The organism is Dictyobacter alpinus, assembly GCF_003967575.1.
Lineage (GTDB): Bacteria > Chloroflexota > Ktedonobacteria > Ktedonobacterales > Ktedonobacteraceae > Dictyobacter > Dictyobacter alpinus.
Window position 1 is genome coordinate 1,292,766 of the sequence record NZ_BIFT01000002.1, and the last position, 16,124, is coordinate 1,308,889.

15 protein-coding genes are annotated in these 16,124 nt (G+C 50.4%); 4 read left to right on the forward strand and 11 right to left on the reverse strand.

Annotated elements, in window-relative coordinates:
- The first annotated feature begins 13 nt into the window (after positions 1 to 13).
- From EL633_RS27645 to EL633_RS27660, 4 genes are all read left to right on the forward strand, one after another.
- On the forward strand, positions 14 to 931 hold the full coding sequence (locus EL633_RS27645; protein ID WP_126630469.1) for a carbohydrate ABC transporter permease: 918 nt from the start codon (positions 14 to 16) through the stop codon (positions 929 to 931).
- A 24-nt stretch (positions 932 to 955) separates the two neighbouring features.
- On the forward strand, positions 956 to 1,858 hold the full coding sequence (locus EL633_RS27650; protein ID WP_126630470.1) for a carbohydrate ABC transporter permease: 903 nt from the start codon (positions 956 to 958) through the stop codon (positions 1,856 to 1,858).
- 10 nt (positions 1,859 to 1,868) lie between these two features.
- Positions 1,869 to 4,304: a glycoside hydrolase family 31 protein gene (locus EL633_RS27655; RefSeq protein WP_126630471.1), complete on the forward strand. Its 2,436-nt coding sequence runs from the start codon at positions 1,869 to 1,871 to the stop codon at positions 4,302 to 4,304.
- A gap of 227 nt (positions 4,305 to 4,531) precedes the next feature.
- Positions 4,532 to 4,831 (forward strand): GNAT family N-acetyltransferase, encoded by a 300-nt coding sequence (locus tag EL633_RS27660; protein ID WP_126630472.1) that lies wholly within the window; start codon positions 4,532 to 4,534, stop codon positions 4,829 to 4,831.
- Between the two features lie 106 nt (positions 4,832 to 4,937).
- Here the strand turns inward: EL633_RS27660 and EL633_RS27665 are convergent, their stop codons facing one another.
- The 11 genes from EL633_RS27665 to EL633_RS27705 all read right to left on the reverse strand — a co-directional run bounded on the left by EL633_RS27665 (position 4,938) and on the right by EL633_RS27705 (position 15,926).
- Complete coding sequence (locus EL633_RS27665) at positions 4,938 to 5,417, reverse strand: DinB family protein (protein WP_126630473.1); 480 nt, start codon at positions 5,415 to 5,417, stop codon at positions 4,938 to 4,940.
- A 41-nt stretch (positions 5,418 to 5,458) separates the two neighbouring features.
- On the reverse strand, positions 5,459 to 6,280 hold the full coding sequence (locus tag EL633_RS27670) for a PIG-L deacetylase family protein (RefSeq protein ID WP_126630474.1): 822 nt from the start codon (positions 6,278 to 6,280) through the stop codon (positions 5,459 to 5,461).
- A 77-nt stretch (positions 6,281 to 6,357) separates the two neighbouring features.
- A complete protein-coding gene (locus EL633_RS27675) occupies positions 6,358 to 6,720 on the reverse strand; it encodes a cupin domain-containing protein (protein WP_126630475.1) in 363 nt (120 codons plus the stop codon).
- 206 nt (positions 6,721 to 6,926) lie between these two features.
- Complete coding sequence (locus EL633_RS27680) at positions 6,927 to 9,950, reverse strand: helix-turn-helix transcriptional regulator (protein WP_126630476.1); 3,024 nt, start codon at positions 9,948 to 9,950, stop codon at positions 6,927 to 6,929.
- Positions 9,951 to 10,210: 260 nt separating this feature from the next.
- Positions 10,211 to 11,203 (reverse strand): adenosine deaminase, encoded by a 993-nt coding sequence (add, locus tag EL633_RS27685; protein WP_126630477.1) that lies wholly within the window; start codon positions 11,201 to 11,203, stop codon positions 10,211 to 10,213.
- 82 nt (positions 11,204 to 11,285) lie between these two features.
- Positions 11,286 to 12,419, reverse strand: a complete 1,134-nt coding sequence (locus tag EL633_RS27690) for a vWA domain-containing protein (protein WP_126630478.1) — start codon at positions 12,417 to 12,419, stop codon at positions 11,286 to 11,288.
- 98 nt (positions 12,420 to 12,517) lie between these two features.
- A complete protein-coding gene (locus tag EL633_RS37940) occupies positions 12,518 to 12,646 on the reverse strand; it encodes a hypothetical protein (protein WP_281275940.1) in 129 nt (42 codons plus the stop codon).
- Complete coding sequence (locus tag EL633_RS27695; protein ID WP_161982489.1) at positions 12,643 to 13,296, reverse strand: P-loop NTPase family protein; 654 nt, start codon at positions 13,294 to 13,296, stop codon at positions 12,643 to 12,645. Before EL633_RS27695 ends, EL633_RS37940 begins: the two co-directional genes overlap by 4 nt.
- A complete protein-coding gene (locus EL633_RS36780) occupies positions 13,229 to 13,753 on the reverse strand; it encodes a DUF6602 domain-containing protein (protein WP_161982490.1) in 525 nt (174 codons plus the stop codon). The genes EL633_RS27695 and EL633_RS36780 overlap by 68 nt, the downstream gene beginning before the upstream one ends.
- Positions 13,754 to 13,966: 213 nt before the next feature.
- Positions 13,967 to 14,749 carry a CAP domain-containing protein gene (locus EL633_RS27700; RefSeq protein WP_126630479.1) on the reverse strand — a complete coding sequence of 261 codons (783 nt, stop codon included), beginning with the start codon at positions 14,747 to 14,749 and terminating at the stop codon, positions 13,967 to 13,969.
- Between the two features lie 214 nt (positions 14,750 to 14,963).
- Positions 14,964 to 15,926: a cobalamin-binding protein gene (locus tag EL633_RS27705; RefSeq protein ID WP_126630480.1), complete on the reverse strand. Its 963-nt coding sequence runs from the start codon at positions 15,924 to 15,926 to the stop codon at positions 14,964 to 14,966.
- Between the last annotated feature and the right edge of the window lie 198 nt (positions 15,927 to 16,124).

A 16,124-nucleotide genomic window follows, 5' to 3' on the forward strand; every position in this document is an offset into this window, starting at 1 on the left:
TAGGAAGAAGCCTATGGCTGTCGTTCGTTCACGCTCAAAGCGAAGTATTCTGGAACGCCGGGAAGAGCGCCTGGCCTGGGCAATGCTTACGCCGGTATTGCTCGCGTTACTGGCAATGGGAGTCTATCCCGCGGTCAGTACCATCTGGTATTCGCTGCAAACAGGCGGTTCCTTTGGTAAGGGGATGTCTCTGGCCGGCTTCACCGGCTATGTGCGTCTGGCGCATGATCCACAATTCTGGAGTGCGCTCAGATTTTCCTTGCTCTTTAGTCTGATCACGGTCGCTGGTCAAATGATCTTTGGTACAGCTCTGGCGCTCTTTGCCAATCTGAAGTTCCGTGGTCGCTGGTTGATCCGTACGGCCATCTTGCTTCCCTGGGCCATTCCAACTGCCACCAACTCGGTGATCTGGGCCTATATTTTCAATGATCAATATGGACTGATCAATAGTCTTTTGTTACGGCTGCATATTATTGATCATGCCCATCTCATTAACTGGCTGGGCTCGGCTCCGCTGGCCACAACGCTGATCTATGTACTGGCAATCTGGAAGGCCAATTCGCTGGTCGCGCTGCTGGTACTGGCCGGATTACAGGCAATACCAGAAGAGGTGGTGGAAGCATCACGCGTGGATGGAGCATCCGCGTGGCAATCAATATGGCGTGTGACACTCCCACTGGTACGTCCAACCCTGGTCGTCACACTGGTGCTGCGTACCATTGAGTCACTGCAAGCCTTTGACTTGATCAGTGCCTTTACCAACGGCGCTCCTGGCAATGCGACACAGAACTTAGGACTCTATATTAATCTACAGATTCAGCAGTATGGCGATTTCGCCTATGGCTCGAATATCGCGATTGTGCTGATGCTGATCACCTTCGCCTTTATTATTATCTATCTGCGCACCCTGTATCGGCCTGGCGTGAATTAACAACAGGAAGGAAACACATCTGTTATGGCACAAACTTTGCAAAAGGGACAGCAACAGCAGATAAGGACTGGCTCAAGTACGCCAGGAGGGCGGTCACGGGGTTCGCTATTGGTGGCGTCCAGAACAATCATTTATCTGGTCTCGGCCATTATTCTCGTTATCCAGTTTTTCCCTTTGCTATGGGCCCTGTCAACATCATTGATGAGCGCGCAGGAAACCACGTCAGTTCCGGCCACGCTTATTCCTGGTCATCCCACTCTTTCCAGCTATATCGAGGCGCTCCGCGGTGATATCGGTCGCTATTATGTGAATAGCGTCATCACCGCCCTGGTCTCAACAGTGATTACCATGATCATGGCCACACTGGCGGCCTATGCGTTTGCCAGACTACGCTTCCGCTGGAAAAACGTCATCCTACTCCTGGTCCTCTTCTTCTCGCTCTTCCCTCCCCTGGTCCAGGTTATTCCTATTTACCAGATACTACAAAGCCTGCATCTCCTCAACACCTTGCAGGGACTGATTCTGCCCTATTCAGTCTTTGGCTTGCCGCTGGCCGTGCTGGTATTGATGGCATTCTTCCAGGATGTGCCAGTCGAGCTTGAGGAGGCCGCCATCGTTGATGGACTCTCGCGCTTCCGGGCCTTTTTACAGATCATCTTACCAGTCACAATTCCAGGACTGTTTGCGACAGCTATTATCGTTTTTGTGGGCAACTGGAACGAATATCTGTTTGCCTTAAACTATACTAGTACGAAGACGTATACACTGCCAGTCGGCATTGTAACGATCAGCCAGACGGAATTTACCACCAACTTTGCGGTGCTTTCAGCGGCCACAATTCTCTCGGTGGTACCTCTGGTCATATTGATTATGCTCCTTGAGCGGCGCGTTGTCTCTGGCCTGACAGCGGGTGCGCTTAAGGGCTAGGAGAATAACGATGCAAATCCCACCTCAGTTGATTCAACGTCTCTTACGAACTGAGGGATATTTCGCGCGACAGCTTGGCGCGGTCGAAGCTCTCCCGGGTGGCCTGCTAGCCACCCTGGGGACCATCCCTTTTCGTAACCTCGGCGATGAATCGCGCCCCATCATTCTGAGCAATGAACCCCTGCTTGATCAAATGACGTTTACGAATGTTCCCAATCGGCCGCCGGATATACTGCCTTTTGAGAAACAGATCGAAGAAAATCTGGCGTTACGCGTTGAGATTATCTCCAACACCTGTGTGCGCCTGCGCCTTGGACCACCTGAACAATTGAATGAGGCCCGCAACTTCGGCATGCTCCTTGCCAACCGTGAACAGACACAGCCACATGTACCCGCATTAGAGCAATCAGAAATTGAGAGCACCGTAAACACGGCGGACTTCCAGATACGCCTGCAACGCGATCCTTTTGCTTTTGCCATTACCCATAAAGCGACACAGCGTACCTGGTCTACGGCAACCGATGATCGCGATGTACACGGCCTCCTCTGTACCGCGCCGCCAGGAGTCGCGACCCCTGATGAGGGCAAACAGGAGACCTATTGGAGTTGGAGCCTGACTCCTGATGAGCATCTCTATGGTCTGGGTGAACGCTTCACCAGTTTTGATCAGCGTGGACGCGATCTAACCCTGTGGACACAGGATGCCTGGGGCACGACGACGGATGCGGCCTATAAGAATATCCCGTTCTTGCTCTCTTCAGAAGAGTACGGCCTCTTCTTCCATACACCGAGCCGTGTCCAATTACATCTCGGTACGACCTCGGGCCGCGCTGCCCGCGTACAGGTCAGTGAGGAGGTACTGGATCTTTTCTTGATTTTTGGTGCCACCCCAAAGGAGATCCTGGCTGAATATACCCGTTTGACCGGACGCGCAAGCATGCTCCCACGCTGGGCCTTCGGTGTCTGGATGTCGCGCTGCCGTTATCATACACGTACAGAAGTTGAAGCCATCGCTGAGCGTTTACGCGCCGAAGAGGTGCCTTGCGATGTGCTGCACCTGGATCCCGCCTGGTTGGAGCGCCCGAATTTGTCCTGCGACTTTGTCGTGAGTGAAGAGCATTTTCCTGATCTCCCCGGCATGATTAAACAACTGGGTGAACAAAACTTTAAGATCTCACTCTGGGAGCTGCCATATATCTCATCCCATGCGCGGCGCTTCGCGGAGGTAGCTGAAGCTGGCTATTTCCTGAAAAATGAGGCCGGTGAGCCTATCAGTGCGGACTTTGGTTCGCCGCCAGCGGATGGTCATATGCGTGCGGTACTGGACTTCACCAATCCTGAGGCGCGAGCATGGTGGCAGGATCAACATCGTCCCTTACTCCAGGCTGGCGTGGCTTGCTTTAAAACGGACTTTGGCGAGGCAGTCCCGCGTGAGGCACGCGCTTATAACGGTATGGATGGCGAGACCTTACATAATCTCTATCCACTACTCTACAATCAGGCTGTGCATGAGATTATTCAGCAGGAGACTGGCAGGCCGGGCATGATCTGGGGCCGCTCTGGCTGGGCTGGCATCCAGCGCCATCCGGCACAATGGGGTGGTGATCCAAAGACCGATGTCTGGTCAATGCGCTCCTCGCTACGCGGTGGACTCGGCTATGCCCTCAGCGCTCCAGGTATCTGGTCGCATGATATCGGCGGCTTTTATGGTCCACCACCATCGCCCGAACTATATATACGCTGGACCCAATTTGGTATGCTTTCGCCGCTAACGCGTGCCCATGGTACCACGCCGCGTGAACCCTGGGAATTCGGAACAGAGGCACTGGCCAATTTTAAACGCTACGCCCGCCTGCGTACCCGCCTCAATCCATATCTTTATAGCATGGCCTGGCAAACGCACGAGCTTGGCTTGCCACTACTGCGACCACTGCTCCTAGAATTTCCGGAGGATCCTGGGACCGCCCGGGTGGACGATAGCTATTTGTTAGGTGAAAGCCTGCTGGTCGCCCCTGTTTTCAGTGAAGCACGCAAACCCGTAGCACGCCACATCTACCTACCTCAGGGCGAATGGATCGACTTCTGGACCGATCAGCGCATCGAGGGTGGACGCTACATCACCCGCCAGACAACATTGGATACCATCCCCGTTTATGTCAAAGCAGGCACCATCCTACCACTGGGTCCAGAGCGCCAGTTTATCGGCGATAACGTCCCCGAGGACATTACCTTAGAGGTCTATCCGGGCCAGGAGCATACAACAAAGCTTGTATGGGATGATCAGGGCAGTGCCACCCGATTGAAATTGAGCCAGCAAAATCACCAATGGCAGTTATCAATTAGCGGCGACCATGAATGCCATTGGACGGTCCGCTGGCACACTGCCAATGCAATCCATGAAACAACCATCGGGCGTTATGCCAATGCGGAGATTACTTTAGCATAGCGTTAGTGGTTATCGTTCCCTGAAGAGGTGGCTGCGCATTGGCGCTACATTCGCCTCTTCAAAGCGGTTTTATGCAGGGATACAATATAAATCAGCGGAATGAATAGGTCATTTATGTTGTTTATATTTTCATCAGGCCTGAGTGCAGGCGCCTTCTATCATCACAGCCAGCGCCTTATCTGGTGGTCATCATCGGGCAAGGCACAGACAAAGGAAAAATCACTACCATGAGCGATAACGCAATCAAGGTTGAAAATAACACTAATGAAGAACAGTACGAGATCCATCTGGATGATGGACAGCTAGCGATCCTGGCCTATGAGCGTGAGGGTGATCGCATTACCTATCTGCATACCAGTGTGCCACCCGCCTTTGAAGGTCATGGTCTGGCCGGTAAATTGGCACAGACGGCACTGGAAGACGCCCGTTCCGCGCAGCTCACAGTCGTTCCTCTCTGTCCATTTGTCTCCCAATACATTAAGCACCATCCAGAATACCAGTCATTGGTCACTAAAAAAGACTCATAGCTCTTATGGAATAGGTGCTTGATACTCGCGAATAGTGCTTACAATCGCCGTATGACATGGTGTAAAAAATGTGTTACAACACATTTTTTACACCATGTCATACGTACTACGCACGCAAGTTGGTGAGAAAGAGGTCAATTTGCGCGCTATGCTCACGTTTATGTCCATAATACATGTAGACAATGACATCATCTAATGAATAGCTGGCACCATACCAGGGAAGCGTGCCTGTTTGGCGGCACAGCTCTGGCGGGATCAGCGCGAGTAGCGACAAACTTTTAGCATGAGACTCGCTTAACTCGGTCAGCACAAGTTGATAGCTCTGATCTTTCCGTTTGCTAACCTCGCTATCATTAAACTGGTTACCAGTATCAATAAATGTTTGTAGCGCTGTACCTGAACTGGCATTAACAAAGCCAGCTAAGATATCCACAAGCACCTGCTCAAAGGAGGCTAGATGGGCAATAATGTCTTTAACAGACCAGGTACCACAGGCCCCAGGCAAATCTTGAGAAGAGGCTGGAATGCTATCGGTGGATTGAAGAAATGTGCGCTGACCATAGATAAGAATATCTGCTGCATGCATGGATAAACTTCCTTACTGATCTGCTGATCAAGAACTTCTCATTACCGTAAACCTTCAAAGAGATCATCTTCCACGTGACGACCACCATTGACCTGGCTAAAAACACGATAATAACGCTGGACATGACATAATTCCTGCCTCTGTTCTTCCGAGAGCAGAGCAAGCTTGTGCTCAAGCGTGGCATACAAAGGTAATTGTGTGCGATGACAGGCAATGGCCTGCAAAGCAGTTGGCCAGTAACCTGCAATATTTATTTTGGTGGTTACTGCCCACTCCGGCCAGGCGACTCCACTACGCGGTTGCTCATCGATATGCATTACCATATCCCCGAAAACTGCCTGATAAGCATCCAATAAACCTTGCGTCGCAACCATATAGTAAAATTTCGCCACCCGATGGGCCGGGAGGCTCTGGTAATAGGGGGAAGCGGCATTGGCTGCTTCAATAACTGCCGCAGTAGCAAACTGGGAAATGGCGATATGGTCGGGATGTCCGTAAATGCCATCAGGACCAAAGGTGACCACGACATCTGGCCGCACATGACGAATATGGCCGACGATTTTGCCAATTGCTTCGGCAGGATGGGCCTGATCGAGCTCTCCATCAATATAGCCTAAAAAATCAACGTAACGAATGCTCAGTACACCAACAGCATCTAGCAATTCGTCTTCGCGCTGTCTCCCGAGCGCCTCTAAACCAGGATAGGCCTGTGGATCACCTGGCCAGCCACGTTCTCCACGTGTGGCGGTGAGCAATGAAATTCTGATACCTTCCTCTGCATAGCGGGCCAGCATACCACCATTACCTAAAGCTTCATCATCGGGATGGGCCATGATGGCCATTAGCCGTAGCGGTCTCGCCATGGTCGTACCTCTCTTCCTTGCGTTGCATTATCAGGAGGGTAAGAAGAACGTAGTGACTCTCCTTACCCGCTTTTCGGCTAGTGCGCCGGTTTCCCATAGAGGTGACCACCCTGGAAATCCAGTCCCACATACGGTTCGTTTCCTACCACCCAGGCATCATGTCCTGAAGCTAGCAGCTGAGCATCACCAGGTCCGATTTCGCTCTCGCTGCCATCGTCCATACGCACATGCAGGCGTCCAGAAAGGCAGTAATTGAAATGCGGCACCTCACAACTCGCGGTTCCCGCCGTAGGCTTCACATGCTCCGACCATCTCCATCCTGGCTCAAAGGTCAATTTCATCAGAGAGATTTCCCCGAAATCAATAACATCAACCCTGGTTTTGGGTAATGACCTGACCTCATCCGGCGTATTTAAGCTTTTATTGACCATGTTCTCCATCGTGTATCCCCTTTACTTATATAAAGATATCTGGTACGTGTCCAAGCTGGAACAGTTCTCGGCCGACTCTTTAAGTGTAGTCGGAATGTGGTATTTTGACATCGTGGACGAACACGGAGATTATAAAAGGGAGAGTACGTAGAAATCGGTAGCAACTGATACGTAGAAACTTCAGGCATAAGCGGATCAGTATGCTATTTTGTCATTTATTGATCCAGCTTAAGATCTTTTTCTTTGACCCAGCTAGCAATTTGTCGACGTGAGGTGAAGTTCAACTTGAAAAGAATATTGCTGACATGCGTTTCAATGGTACGCTCACTGACGACCAGGGTACTGGCAATCTCACGGTTGAAATAGCCCATGGAAATTAAAGCCGCCACCTCGCACTCTCGTCCGGTCAGTCCATCCATATGCTGCCTGACTATCTTTTTGGGGGTCGGAGGAGAGATAGTCAACAAGTGTGCCAGTGCCTGTTGTAAGAAGGTATGTTGGAGGGATTCATCAGCTATGGTGGTCGCCAACTCCTCAATTAAAAGCCGGGCTGTGGTATATGCTTTTTCTGCATCTGCATTTCTTTTCGCAGCCTTATAGAGATTTCCAAGAGAAATACAAAGAGGCCATTGACGTGGTCGGGATCCCATGCGGATCGCCAATTTCTGCGCGCTTAGCCAACATTCCTCAGCCTCACGAGTGCGCTGTAGAGCGGCTAAAGCGTCTCCACGCAAAATGAGTATACGCAGACCAGTATGTTCTCCATCAATGGTACCGTCAGCGTTTAACAAGCGTTCAACATAGGCCAGCGCCTGCGCGGGTTGTCCCTGGGCCAGGGCCAGTTCGATTGCGGCACACCAGAGTAGCCGCTGCGCCATGGTCTGCGTTGGCATATCAGCCTGAAATTTCAACTGTAATAACCTGGCAGCCTGAACTGGTTCCTGGCGGACCAGTAATAGAGAAGCCAGATAAGCGGTAGCGATATGTATCCAGAGCGCAGAGCCCGTCTCTTGAGCGAGGTTAAGAGACAGCTCAAAGTGCTCCTGCGCCTGGGAATAAAGGAATAGTGCCGCATATATCCCCCCAAGAACCGTGTGGGCAGCGGATTGCCATTGCCGATGCTCAATCTCTTCGGCAATCTGTAAACTGCGCTTCACAGCTTCCAGTGCATCGGTATATTCACCCTGTGAGCCCAGACAGAGAGCCAGTTGAAAAAGGGCATACGCCTCAGCTGAACGCTGTCCGATCTCTATAGCGATTGCAAGAGCCCGTCTGGCATCATATAAAACTTCAGGCAAAGTTGCCGCCGCTATCATACTGTCAGTCTGGAAGGTTGGACCACGCAGGATCATGGTGGCCAGGCTGGAGGTCAGGGACTGGCGCTCTCCACATGCTTCAAAAAGTTGGATAGCTTGTTGATAGTAGGCTGTTCCTCCGATCAAGTCTCCACCGAGATAGCTTACCATGCCAAGTAAATCCAGGGTCTGACCAATACCAACGGCATCTTGCAGATGTTCAAAGATAGAGAGCGCCAGGCGATGCTGCTGGAGTGCCTCCTGGATCTGTCCAATATTGAGTTGCCAGTTCCCCATGCGATTCAGGCTCCGTGCATGCAGGGCTGGATCATGCAAGGTCTGTGACAGTGTGAGCGCCTGAAGAAACCAGGTTTCCGCCTGACGGTAATCACGCTCAGCCCACAAAAAACCCAGATCAAGCATGCTTTGCCAGCGAGAAACTTGCTCATCAAGCAATTCAGCCGCTTCTAAGGCCAGAAGATAATTTTGCCGGGCCTGCTCAAATTCTCCCAATGTCTCATAAGCCTGTCCACGTGCCCGATAAAGATCTGGAACTGGATGAGCAGAAAGGTGTTGGATGGCCTCAATGGCCCAGCTAAAATAATCGATGGCCGCCCGATGGGCATAAAGCTGCAGAACTTTTGCGCCAGCACGTCTGGCATACGCTAGAGTCTTTTGCCAGTTGTGTGCCTGATAAAAGTGATAGGCCAGATCCTCAACATGCACATCCGTATGTGGATCTGCCAGGCGTTCCAGTGTCTCAGCAATCAAATTATGAAATTTGATACGCTCACGTGTGAGCAGTTGTGTATAAATAGCCTGCCGCGTCAATGCATGGCGAAAAGCAAATTGTTCTGCTGAGGCTTCCACCACCAGTTGAACCGCGACAATCTCTTTCATACATACCAACAGTTGATCCTCTGTATACGCTGTAATTTCCTGCAACAGGCTAAAATCAAATTGCCGGCCTGCTACCGCAGCCAGCATGAGCACATACCTCGCGGAAGCCGCCAGCCGTTCGGTGCGCCTCCGTACCGTTTCCTGCACGCTCCTGGGAATTTGTATCTTGTCGATAGCTGTACGATTCCAGTATCCATGAATGTAAGCAATATCGCCTGCTACAACCAGAGAACTAATTGTCTCTTCCACAAATAAAGGATTCCCCTCGGTCAGGGTGTAGAGGATATTCAGGAGTTCACCATGCAAGAAGCGGCGCATGTCAAGCGCGGTATGCTGTTGCTCAAAGATAGCGGAGAGCATCACATCAACATCGCCTTGCAGCAGTGGAGCTAAAACAATCTCATGGCCTGACCGTTCTCGTTCAAGCTCGACCAACCAATGGCTGAGTCCTGGATGGATCTCATCATGCCGATACGAAACCAATAAAAGCAAAGGAACCTTTTGCGCCCGTCGCATTAAGTAATGAAGAAAATCCAGACTGGTATCATCGCACCAGTGAATATCTTCAATAATTAAGAGCAGAGGATGACGAGTGGCTTGCTGCAAAAAAAAAGTGGTGAGTATAGCAAAGAGGCGGCGCTTCTCTTGTTCGGGTTCAAGTTGAGTACTGATCGATGCCTGAGCTGGCACAAATTCTGGTAAGAGCGGAAAAATATCACTGGCCAGCGATCTCACGGCCAGTACATGCTCGTCAGCTGACGAATGTGCCGCGAATGCGCGCAGAAGGTCAAGCAAGGGAGCATAGGGACAGGCATAATCGGCTGGAAAACAATGCCCTTCTAGCACCAACATGTGTTGAGTCTGGGCAAAGAGCCTGGCTTCGGTGATCAAACGAGTTTTACCAATACCAGCCTCACCACGGATTAAAACCAGATTGCTATTACCTGTGCCAGTCTGCGTGATAAGCTGCTGTAAAGATGCAAATTGCTCTGCCCTACCAACCAGCGTAGGACAGACAATGGGAGGGATGATGGCTTTTCCCATGAACTAACCGCCTTTGGGATATCTTTGCCTAAGATATCATCGAATGCATTTCAAATCTTCCTTCACCACCTAAAGCCTGTAAAATACATCGTTGACATTGTATCAAAAGAAACCTATCTCAGCAAGAGACTCTTGCAGATCAATAGAAGCATTGACACTTTGCACCGGCGGCGCTCGCTGGTTTTTGAAGCAGACAATGGCGAGACGGTCGTGGCCGTCTCGCCATTGTCTGCTTCAAAAAGATTTGCCGCTGTCACTAGTTATGAGGCAGGATAGGCTTCTCGCAAACGCTGCTTTAGTTTCTGCTTGATCTCTTGCGGAAGAAAGGCGGCTTCTAGCGCATGCAGATTGCAGGTGAGGAAGTGTTGTGTGTCCCATTGGAAGTTAGCGTGGAGCTGTTCATACTCGCGTTTCAAGGTGACCGGCGTAATCATGCGGCAGTCAGTGTTAATGTTCAGCGAGACGCCTTGCTGATAAAGATAGTCAACGGGATGGTCAGCATAGATGTCATAGATATTTGTTTGCAGATTAGACATCGGACACACTTCAAGATGGATCTTTTCAGCGCGCAATTTGTCGAGCAGATTAGGATCTTCGCTACTACGTACACCGTGGCCGATGCGTGTGGGATGAAGATGTTCCAGGGTCTCCCAGACACTGGCAGCCCCTCTGGCCTCACCGGCATGCGCGGTACGTGCCAATCCATGTTCAATGGCATATTGGAACGCTGGAATATGCGCATCCAGGGAATAGCCAGCCTCATCGCCGGCCAGATCGAGTCCTGCGACAGTGGTGCCCTGGAACTGCTCGACCAGGCGAACCGTCTGCATGCTCTCTTCAGTGCTAAAATGGCGCAGGGCACAGAGGAGCAGGCGGGCTTCAATGCCAGTCTCAGTAATAGCTTCGCTGGTGGCAGCCTCGACAATGCGCACAACATCTTCAGGGGAGAGTCCTTGCTCGGTATGCAACAAAGGTGCAAAGCGAATCTCGGCATAGATAACATGATCGCGTTGTAACTGGGCAAAAAGATCCTTTACCACCAGGCGCAGGTGCTCAGGAGTCTGCATCAAGGCGATACCTTTGGGGGCACGTTTCAAGAAATCTACCAGATTGATACACTTATCGGGAGCGACAAATTCACTCTGATAGATTTCTTTGGTTACGGTCGGATCAATGGCATGTACCACATCATAGCTCAACGAACAATCCAGGTGCAGGTGCAATTCAACTTTGGGATAAGCATAGAGATCCATTAATGTTTCTTTCTTGGGAATAGAGAACGTGGTCACGGTATCTTGCTCTGCGTCCATGGAAACAGAGCAAGATACCTGCTCATCATTTTACATCAGGGATCAAGCGTACGGCTTCCCCAAAAGGAACGTTTTTAGCATCAATGCCACCTGATGAGATGATCCATAGAACTGGGAGAGAGGGAGCCTCAGCTGGAAAATACCCATAACCATCGGTAAAGTAGACGCAGATACCAGCATCAAAAGCTGATGTTTGCGACTCGACAGTAGTAAAAAAAGGACGAAAATCGGTGCCGCCACCTCCAACAGGCGCGGGAATCTTTGAGTCGGGGGTCAGAGTATATGGGCCATAGCAGCCCGCATCGGCATAATAGAGTTGAGCCTCCAGGTGGGGATACGCACCCAGGATACCCTGTACTTCACCTAGAAATTGGGCTATCTCAGTCGAGCCAATCGGGCTACTGGTATCAACGGCAATATAGATATGCAGCTTTTCACCAGCCAGGCTGTCGAGATAGAGTCCTTGCCCAATGAAGCGTCGATCGAAGCCTTGAAAGTCGACTGGCGTGTGCACTAGAAAACGCCAGAGATAGGAGCGCCAATCGAGCTGGGCTGGATTGATATGTGCAAGCTCACGTTGCAGTCCAGCGGGCATATTCCCATGTCCCAGTACATCAGTGATGGTACTGGCCTGCTGCAATGCCTGCCGCCAGTGAACTTCTAATTCATGATATTCAGCCGCCGAAATCGCTCCTGCCGGCAAATCTAATAAATCTGGATGCTCTAGCGTGAAGGCATCTCCCACATATGACTTTTCAAGCAGATAATAAATTTCTTCGACACTCAAATGCTCTAGCTTGTGATCGCGAATGATACCTTTGGGCAACACAAAATCTTTCTGCGCCAGAATCATGCCATTGACCACGATATCGGCCGCGATATTCCAGCGGATAGGATCCCGCGTACCACGACGTGGCACATGTAACAGGGCTGCATGCAACACCTCATGCACAAACACGCCCAGTTGCTCAGCAGATGATAAGCTTTGCCAGAAAACTGGATTAATAAAGATATCTCGTCCATCTGTGGCTGCTGTAGGAATACTATGAGATTGCCGAATAGAGGCAAAGAGAGCCAGCGTCGCGAAAAAAGGCGAGCGCAAACGCAGCTGTATGATCGTGGCCGAGATGCGTCGTTCAAATTGATTCTGTTGCATCATTTCACTGCTTCTAACATTCCCATGTAGTCCACAAACATCTTTTGCAAAGTCGGATCGCGTTGAGTCAGTGCTGCCAGCTTGCCAATTTCATTACGGGCTTACGCCAGACGGAAAAGATCGGTGGCAAAAAGCTGAATCCATTCATGGCCCGCACTGGCTGCCATCCAGCGAAAAGCCTGATAGCTCTCTTGCAGGTTCTTTGCCCTGATAGTCAATGCCGTGGTCATAGCATAATGCTGGGATGGCTCCGAAGGAAATACGATATCCTCACCATGCCTTGCAGCACCACTTCAACGTCTGGTAGCTGATTATACAGTTTCACAAAGGAAGCCAACTCACTGGCGGCTCCCATACCAACAACATAGGAGATATCCATATTCAATGCATAAAGCTTATTCGCAATCATCCAGGAACGAGGAGAGGGCCACGCAGGCTGTTGCGGATCTAATTTATGTAAGAGCGCCGGCCTGAAAGATAAGAAGCCCAGAATATGCTCATGGATCGTATTTTGCAAAGCATAAATTTTAAAGCTCTCAAAATGTGGTTCTACATTTAAGTGAATAAAGCGATTCGCCAGTGGTGCTGGCATATCAAAGACTGAAGCACGATCCTCTTTACGGTTTCCGGCCGCCCCGACAAACCAGTCATCAGGCACTGTATAGGAACCGACCCGACGATCTAGAATCAACTGCTGGGCCATACCTTGCATAGCAGGTGGAGCAAGATTCAATTCATCAAGGAAAAGGATGCCCTGACCCTCACGTGGCAAAAATTCTGGTGGATACCAGCGCGAAAGTCCATGCTCAGTGTCAGCCACAGGCAGTCCACGCAGATCCGTTGGGGCCAATTGAGAAAGTCGCAGATCGATCATTTGCATCCCATGCTCCCGAGCAATCAGATGCTGCATCTACCAGACGATTAAATATGACCGCTCCCAGCGGCTGCAATTTCCTCCATACGCTGGCTTTTTTCGTGGACTTCTCCTGCGTCAAAGTCAATGTTTTGACGCTAGCGACGCGCTGCAAACTGCTAGCCAGCGCTGATCGGTCCAACTTATCAACCAGCACAACTACCAGCAAAACCTGAGCAATATCGATCACGGTCTCATCAAGAGCCGTTGAGGAAACGGGTATAGTGGTGTCATAGATGATCAAATCGAGGAGGGCAGACTGTTGCTGCCGTTTATTCGCCACATGGCCAGCCGCAACAATACCATAGCTCGCCGGTAAAAGTTGCCGTAACTCGGACTTCATTACTTCCAGAGGATCAGACCTGAACACACCAAAACGAATACAGGAAAGAATGGCGGGCAGGTGTTTTTTTATATCAGTCATAGCAATCTATTCGTGGGTATAGACATACAATAATTCCAGTGACCAAAAAGGGTAGCAAGATCATAACAACATCATTTGGCGTTGTCAATGCAGGTCAATGCGCTCCCTGAAAGATACCTTCCCCGCAAGCTTCATACACAGAGAAAGCCGCAGGACAGATCCTGCGGCTTTCTCTGTGTATGTCTGGCTGGTAAATGTTCTATCCTGTAAGGTTTAGACGCCTGCGAAATCTTCTGTCAGCCAGATGCGACTGTGGGCGGTATCAACCAGTACATCAATGCCGATCATGGTACAACTGGTCGAGAGAATGTTGCGGCGGTGGCCATCATCGGGTGGCTGTTCGCCAAACATGGCTTTATTTAAGCCGACAGAGGCTGTGGTAGGATCACCATAGCCAACACCGATATTTTCCGCACCGGCAACCCAGTTAACACCAGCCTGACGCTCACGATCTCCAAAGTAGGGCTCGCCTGGAAGTTGATGGGAGAGTTGATTGGCGGCGGCCATCGTTTGATTATGATTATGCGCGCTTTGTACCAGTTGCGCACTCCATGTAAGTGGACCCAATCCCATGCTGGCACGTTCCTGGTTAATCAGGGTAAAGACTGCTTGCGCGGCTGGCTGCATACTATTGCCGCCGCCAGTTGAGGCTGGTGGCTGAGCTGGTACCATCGCAGGCGCGGTAGGTGCAGGTGGAGCCTGGGTCGGGACGATCACAGGGACTGGCGTTGGGGTTGGCGCTACTGTTGGCACAACCTTCGGCGTTGGAGTCGGCTTCGGCTTCATAGATATGTCAACTGGTGTCGCGGTCGGCTTCGCATTCCTGGCTACCGTTGGCGTCTTACCAGTCTTTTGAGCAGTGGGAGAAGGGACCAAATTTGAAGTATCCCCTTTTCCTGTGGCATCCGTGGGTGTGCCTTGTGCTCCACATGCTGTCAATAGCAGCATACAAAATATAGCACTCAGTACCCACTTCAAACTTTGTAGTCTCTTCATCACAAAAAGTGTCCTTCTAAAAAAATACTGTATTCTTACATTACCGTGTAGAAAAAACAAAGCTTTTTTAACACGGTAATGTAAGAATACAGTATTTGAGATATGCGGTGTGCAATACACGAGAGAAACTGGTACTTTCCTATTATAAATATGGAGGATCTGACAAAATCTTTACCAGCAAAAACCCATCAATACTGTAATGCGACATCCTTTGCTAATTGGTAATCTGTTGATATGCATCTGCAATCACGTCGATATTTAATTGAGAACCCCAGATAGCGCGGGCTAATAATTCGGCTGATTCGACCAGGCGCGGTCCTGAGCGGTTAATATACGCGTTCCCATCAATGGCATAGACACGTCCCTGCTTTACTGCCTGCAAGTTTTGCCAACCAGGATGCTGTTGGAGCAAAGGAATGTCTTGCTGTGTGCGCTCAAGTGTATAGCCACAGGGCGCGAGCACAATCACATCTGGATCAGCGGCTGCAAACTCCTCCCAGTTGATCCAGGGAGAATGGGCTCCACTGGTCCCAAATAGATTTTCGCCACCAGCATATCCCACCAGATCTGGTGTCCAGTTGCCAGCACCCATCAAGGGATCTAACCATTCCAGCACCGCCACACGTGGCTTGTAGCCCGCTTGCTGTACCAATAATTGTGTCTGCTCTTTCAAGCGCGTCAGACGTCGCTGATATCCATCTACCAGGCTTCTGGCCAGTGCCTCTCTCTCAAGTGCTTCGCCAATCAGCAGAACATTCTGCCAGACATCCTGCAAATCATATGGCGCCAGCGCCACAATACGAGGTCGTAGTCCAATCGTCTGCTGCAAAGCCAGCTCTACATCTTCCTGGCTCACAGCACAAACATCACATTGCGTCTGCGTCACAATCACATCCGGCTGCAAACGCTGTAATAGTTGAGCATCGATCGTATACACGCTCAAAGCAGCCAGAGCATTAGTTTGCGGTACATTACAGATAGTGGCAGCTTGCTTAACCTGAACATCAATTTCAGCACTACTGGTATTGGTATCGATCAACGTCTTACTCACCACCGGCAACTGGCGAATCTCAGCAGGATAATCACACTCATGAGAACATCCCACCAGTTGATCCACACAGCCCAGTTCCGCAATCATCTCGGTTGCGGCCGCCAACAGAGAAACTACACGCATCATTTATTCCTCTCTCTTCATGTCTATTTTCCTCAGCTACAGGTCATATTAATTCTATCCTTTGCAGTGTATAACATATGCCGGTACTATCAACAAACCCCAAAAAGTGAGCTCGTTTGTCATGAAACAAACGAGCTCACTTTTCTCAAGTGTATAAAGGTACCCTAATGAGTCATCCCAAATTTTTGGAACAAAAGTCCA

Coding starts and splice junctions, on each gene's coding strand:
- EL633_RS27670 (WP_126630474.1), bottom strand. CDS start 6,280: ATGGCGAGACCGCTACGGCTAATGGCCATCATGGCCCATCCCGATGAT.
- EL633_RS27680 (WP_126630476.1), bottom strand. CDS start 9,950: ATGGGAAAAGCCATCATCCCTCCCATTGTCTGTCCTACGCTGGTTGGT.
- EL633_RS27645 (WP_126630469.1), top strand. CDS start 14: ATGGCTGTCGTTCGTTCACGCTCAAAGCGAAGTATTCTGGAACGCCGG.
- EL633_RS27660 (WP_126630472.1), top strand. CDS start 4,532: ATGAGCGATAACGCAATCAAGGTTGAAAATAACACTAATGAAGAACAG.
- EL633_RS27695 (WP_161982489.1), bottom strand. CDS start 13,296: ATGCAAATGATCGATCTGCGACTTTCTCAATTGGCCCCAACGGATCTG.
- EL633_RS27665 (WP_126630473.1), bottom strand. CDS start 5,417: ATGCATGCAGCAGATATTCTTATCTATGGTCAGCGCACATTTCTTCAA.
- EL633_RS27705 (WP_126630480.1), bottom strand. CDS start 15,926: ATGATGCGTGTAGTTTCTCTGTTGGCGGCCGCAACCGAGATGATTGCG.
- EL633_RS27700 (WP_126630479.1), bottom strand. CDS start 14,749: ATGAAGAGACTACAAAGTTTGAAGTGGGTACTGAGTGCTATATTTTGT.
- EL633_RS27650 (WP_126630470.1), top strand. CDS start 956: ATGGCACAAACTTTGCAAAAGGGACAGCAACAGCAGATAAGGACTGGC.
- EL633_RS27655 (WP_126630471.1), top strand. CDS start 1,869: ATGCAAATCCCACCTCAGTTGATTCAACGTCTCTTACGAACTGAGGGA.
- EL633_RS36780 (WP_161982490.1), bottom strand. CDS start 13,753: ATGACTGATATAAAAAAACACCTGCCCGCCATTCTTTCCTGTATTCGT.
- EL633_RS27690 (WP_126630478.1), bottom strand. CDS start 12,419: ATGATGCAACAGAATCAATTTGAACGACGCATCTCGGCCACGATCATA.
- add (WP_126630477.1), bottom strand. CDS start 11,203: ATGGATCTCTATGCTTATCCCAAAGTTGAATTGCACCTGCACCTGGAT.
- EL633_RS27675 (WP_126630475.1), bottom strand. CDS start 6,720: ATGGAGAACATGGTCAATAAAAGCTTAAATACGCCGGATGAGGTCAGG.
- EL633_RS37940 (WP_281275940.1), bottom strand. CDS start 12,646: ATGACCACGGCATTGACTATCAGGGCAAAGAACCTGCAAGAGAGCTAT.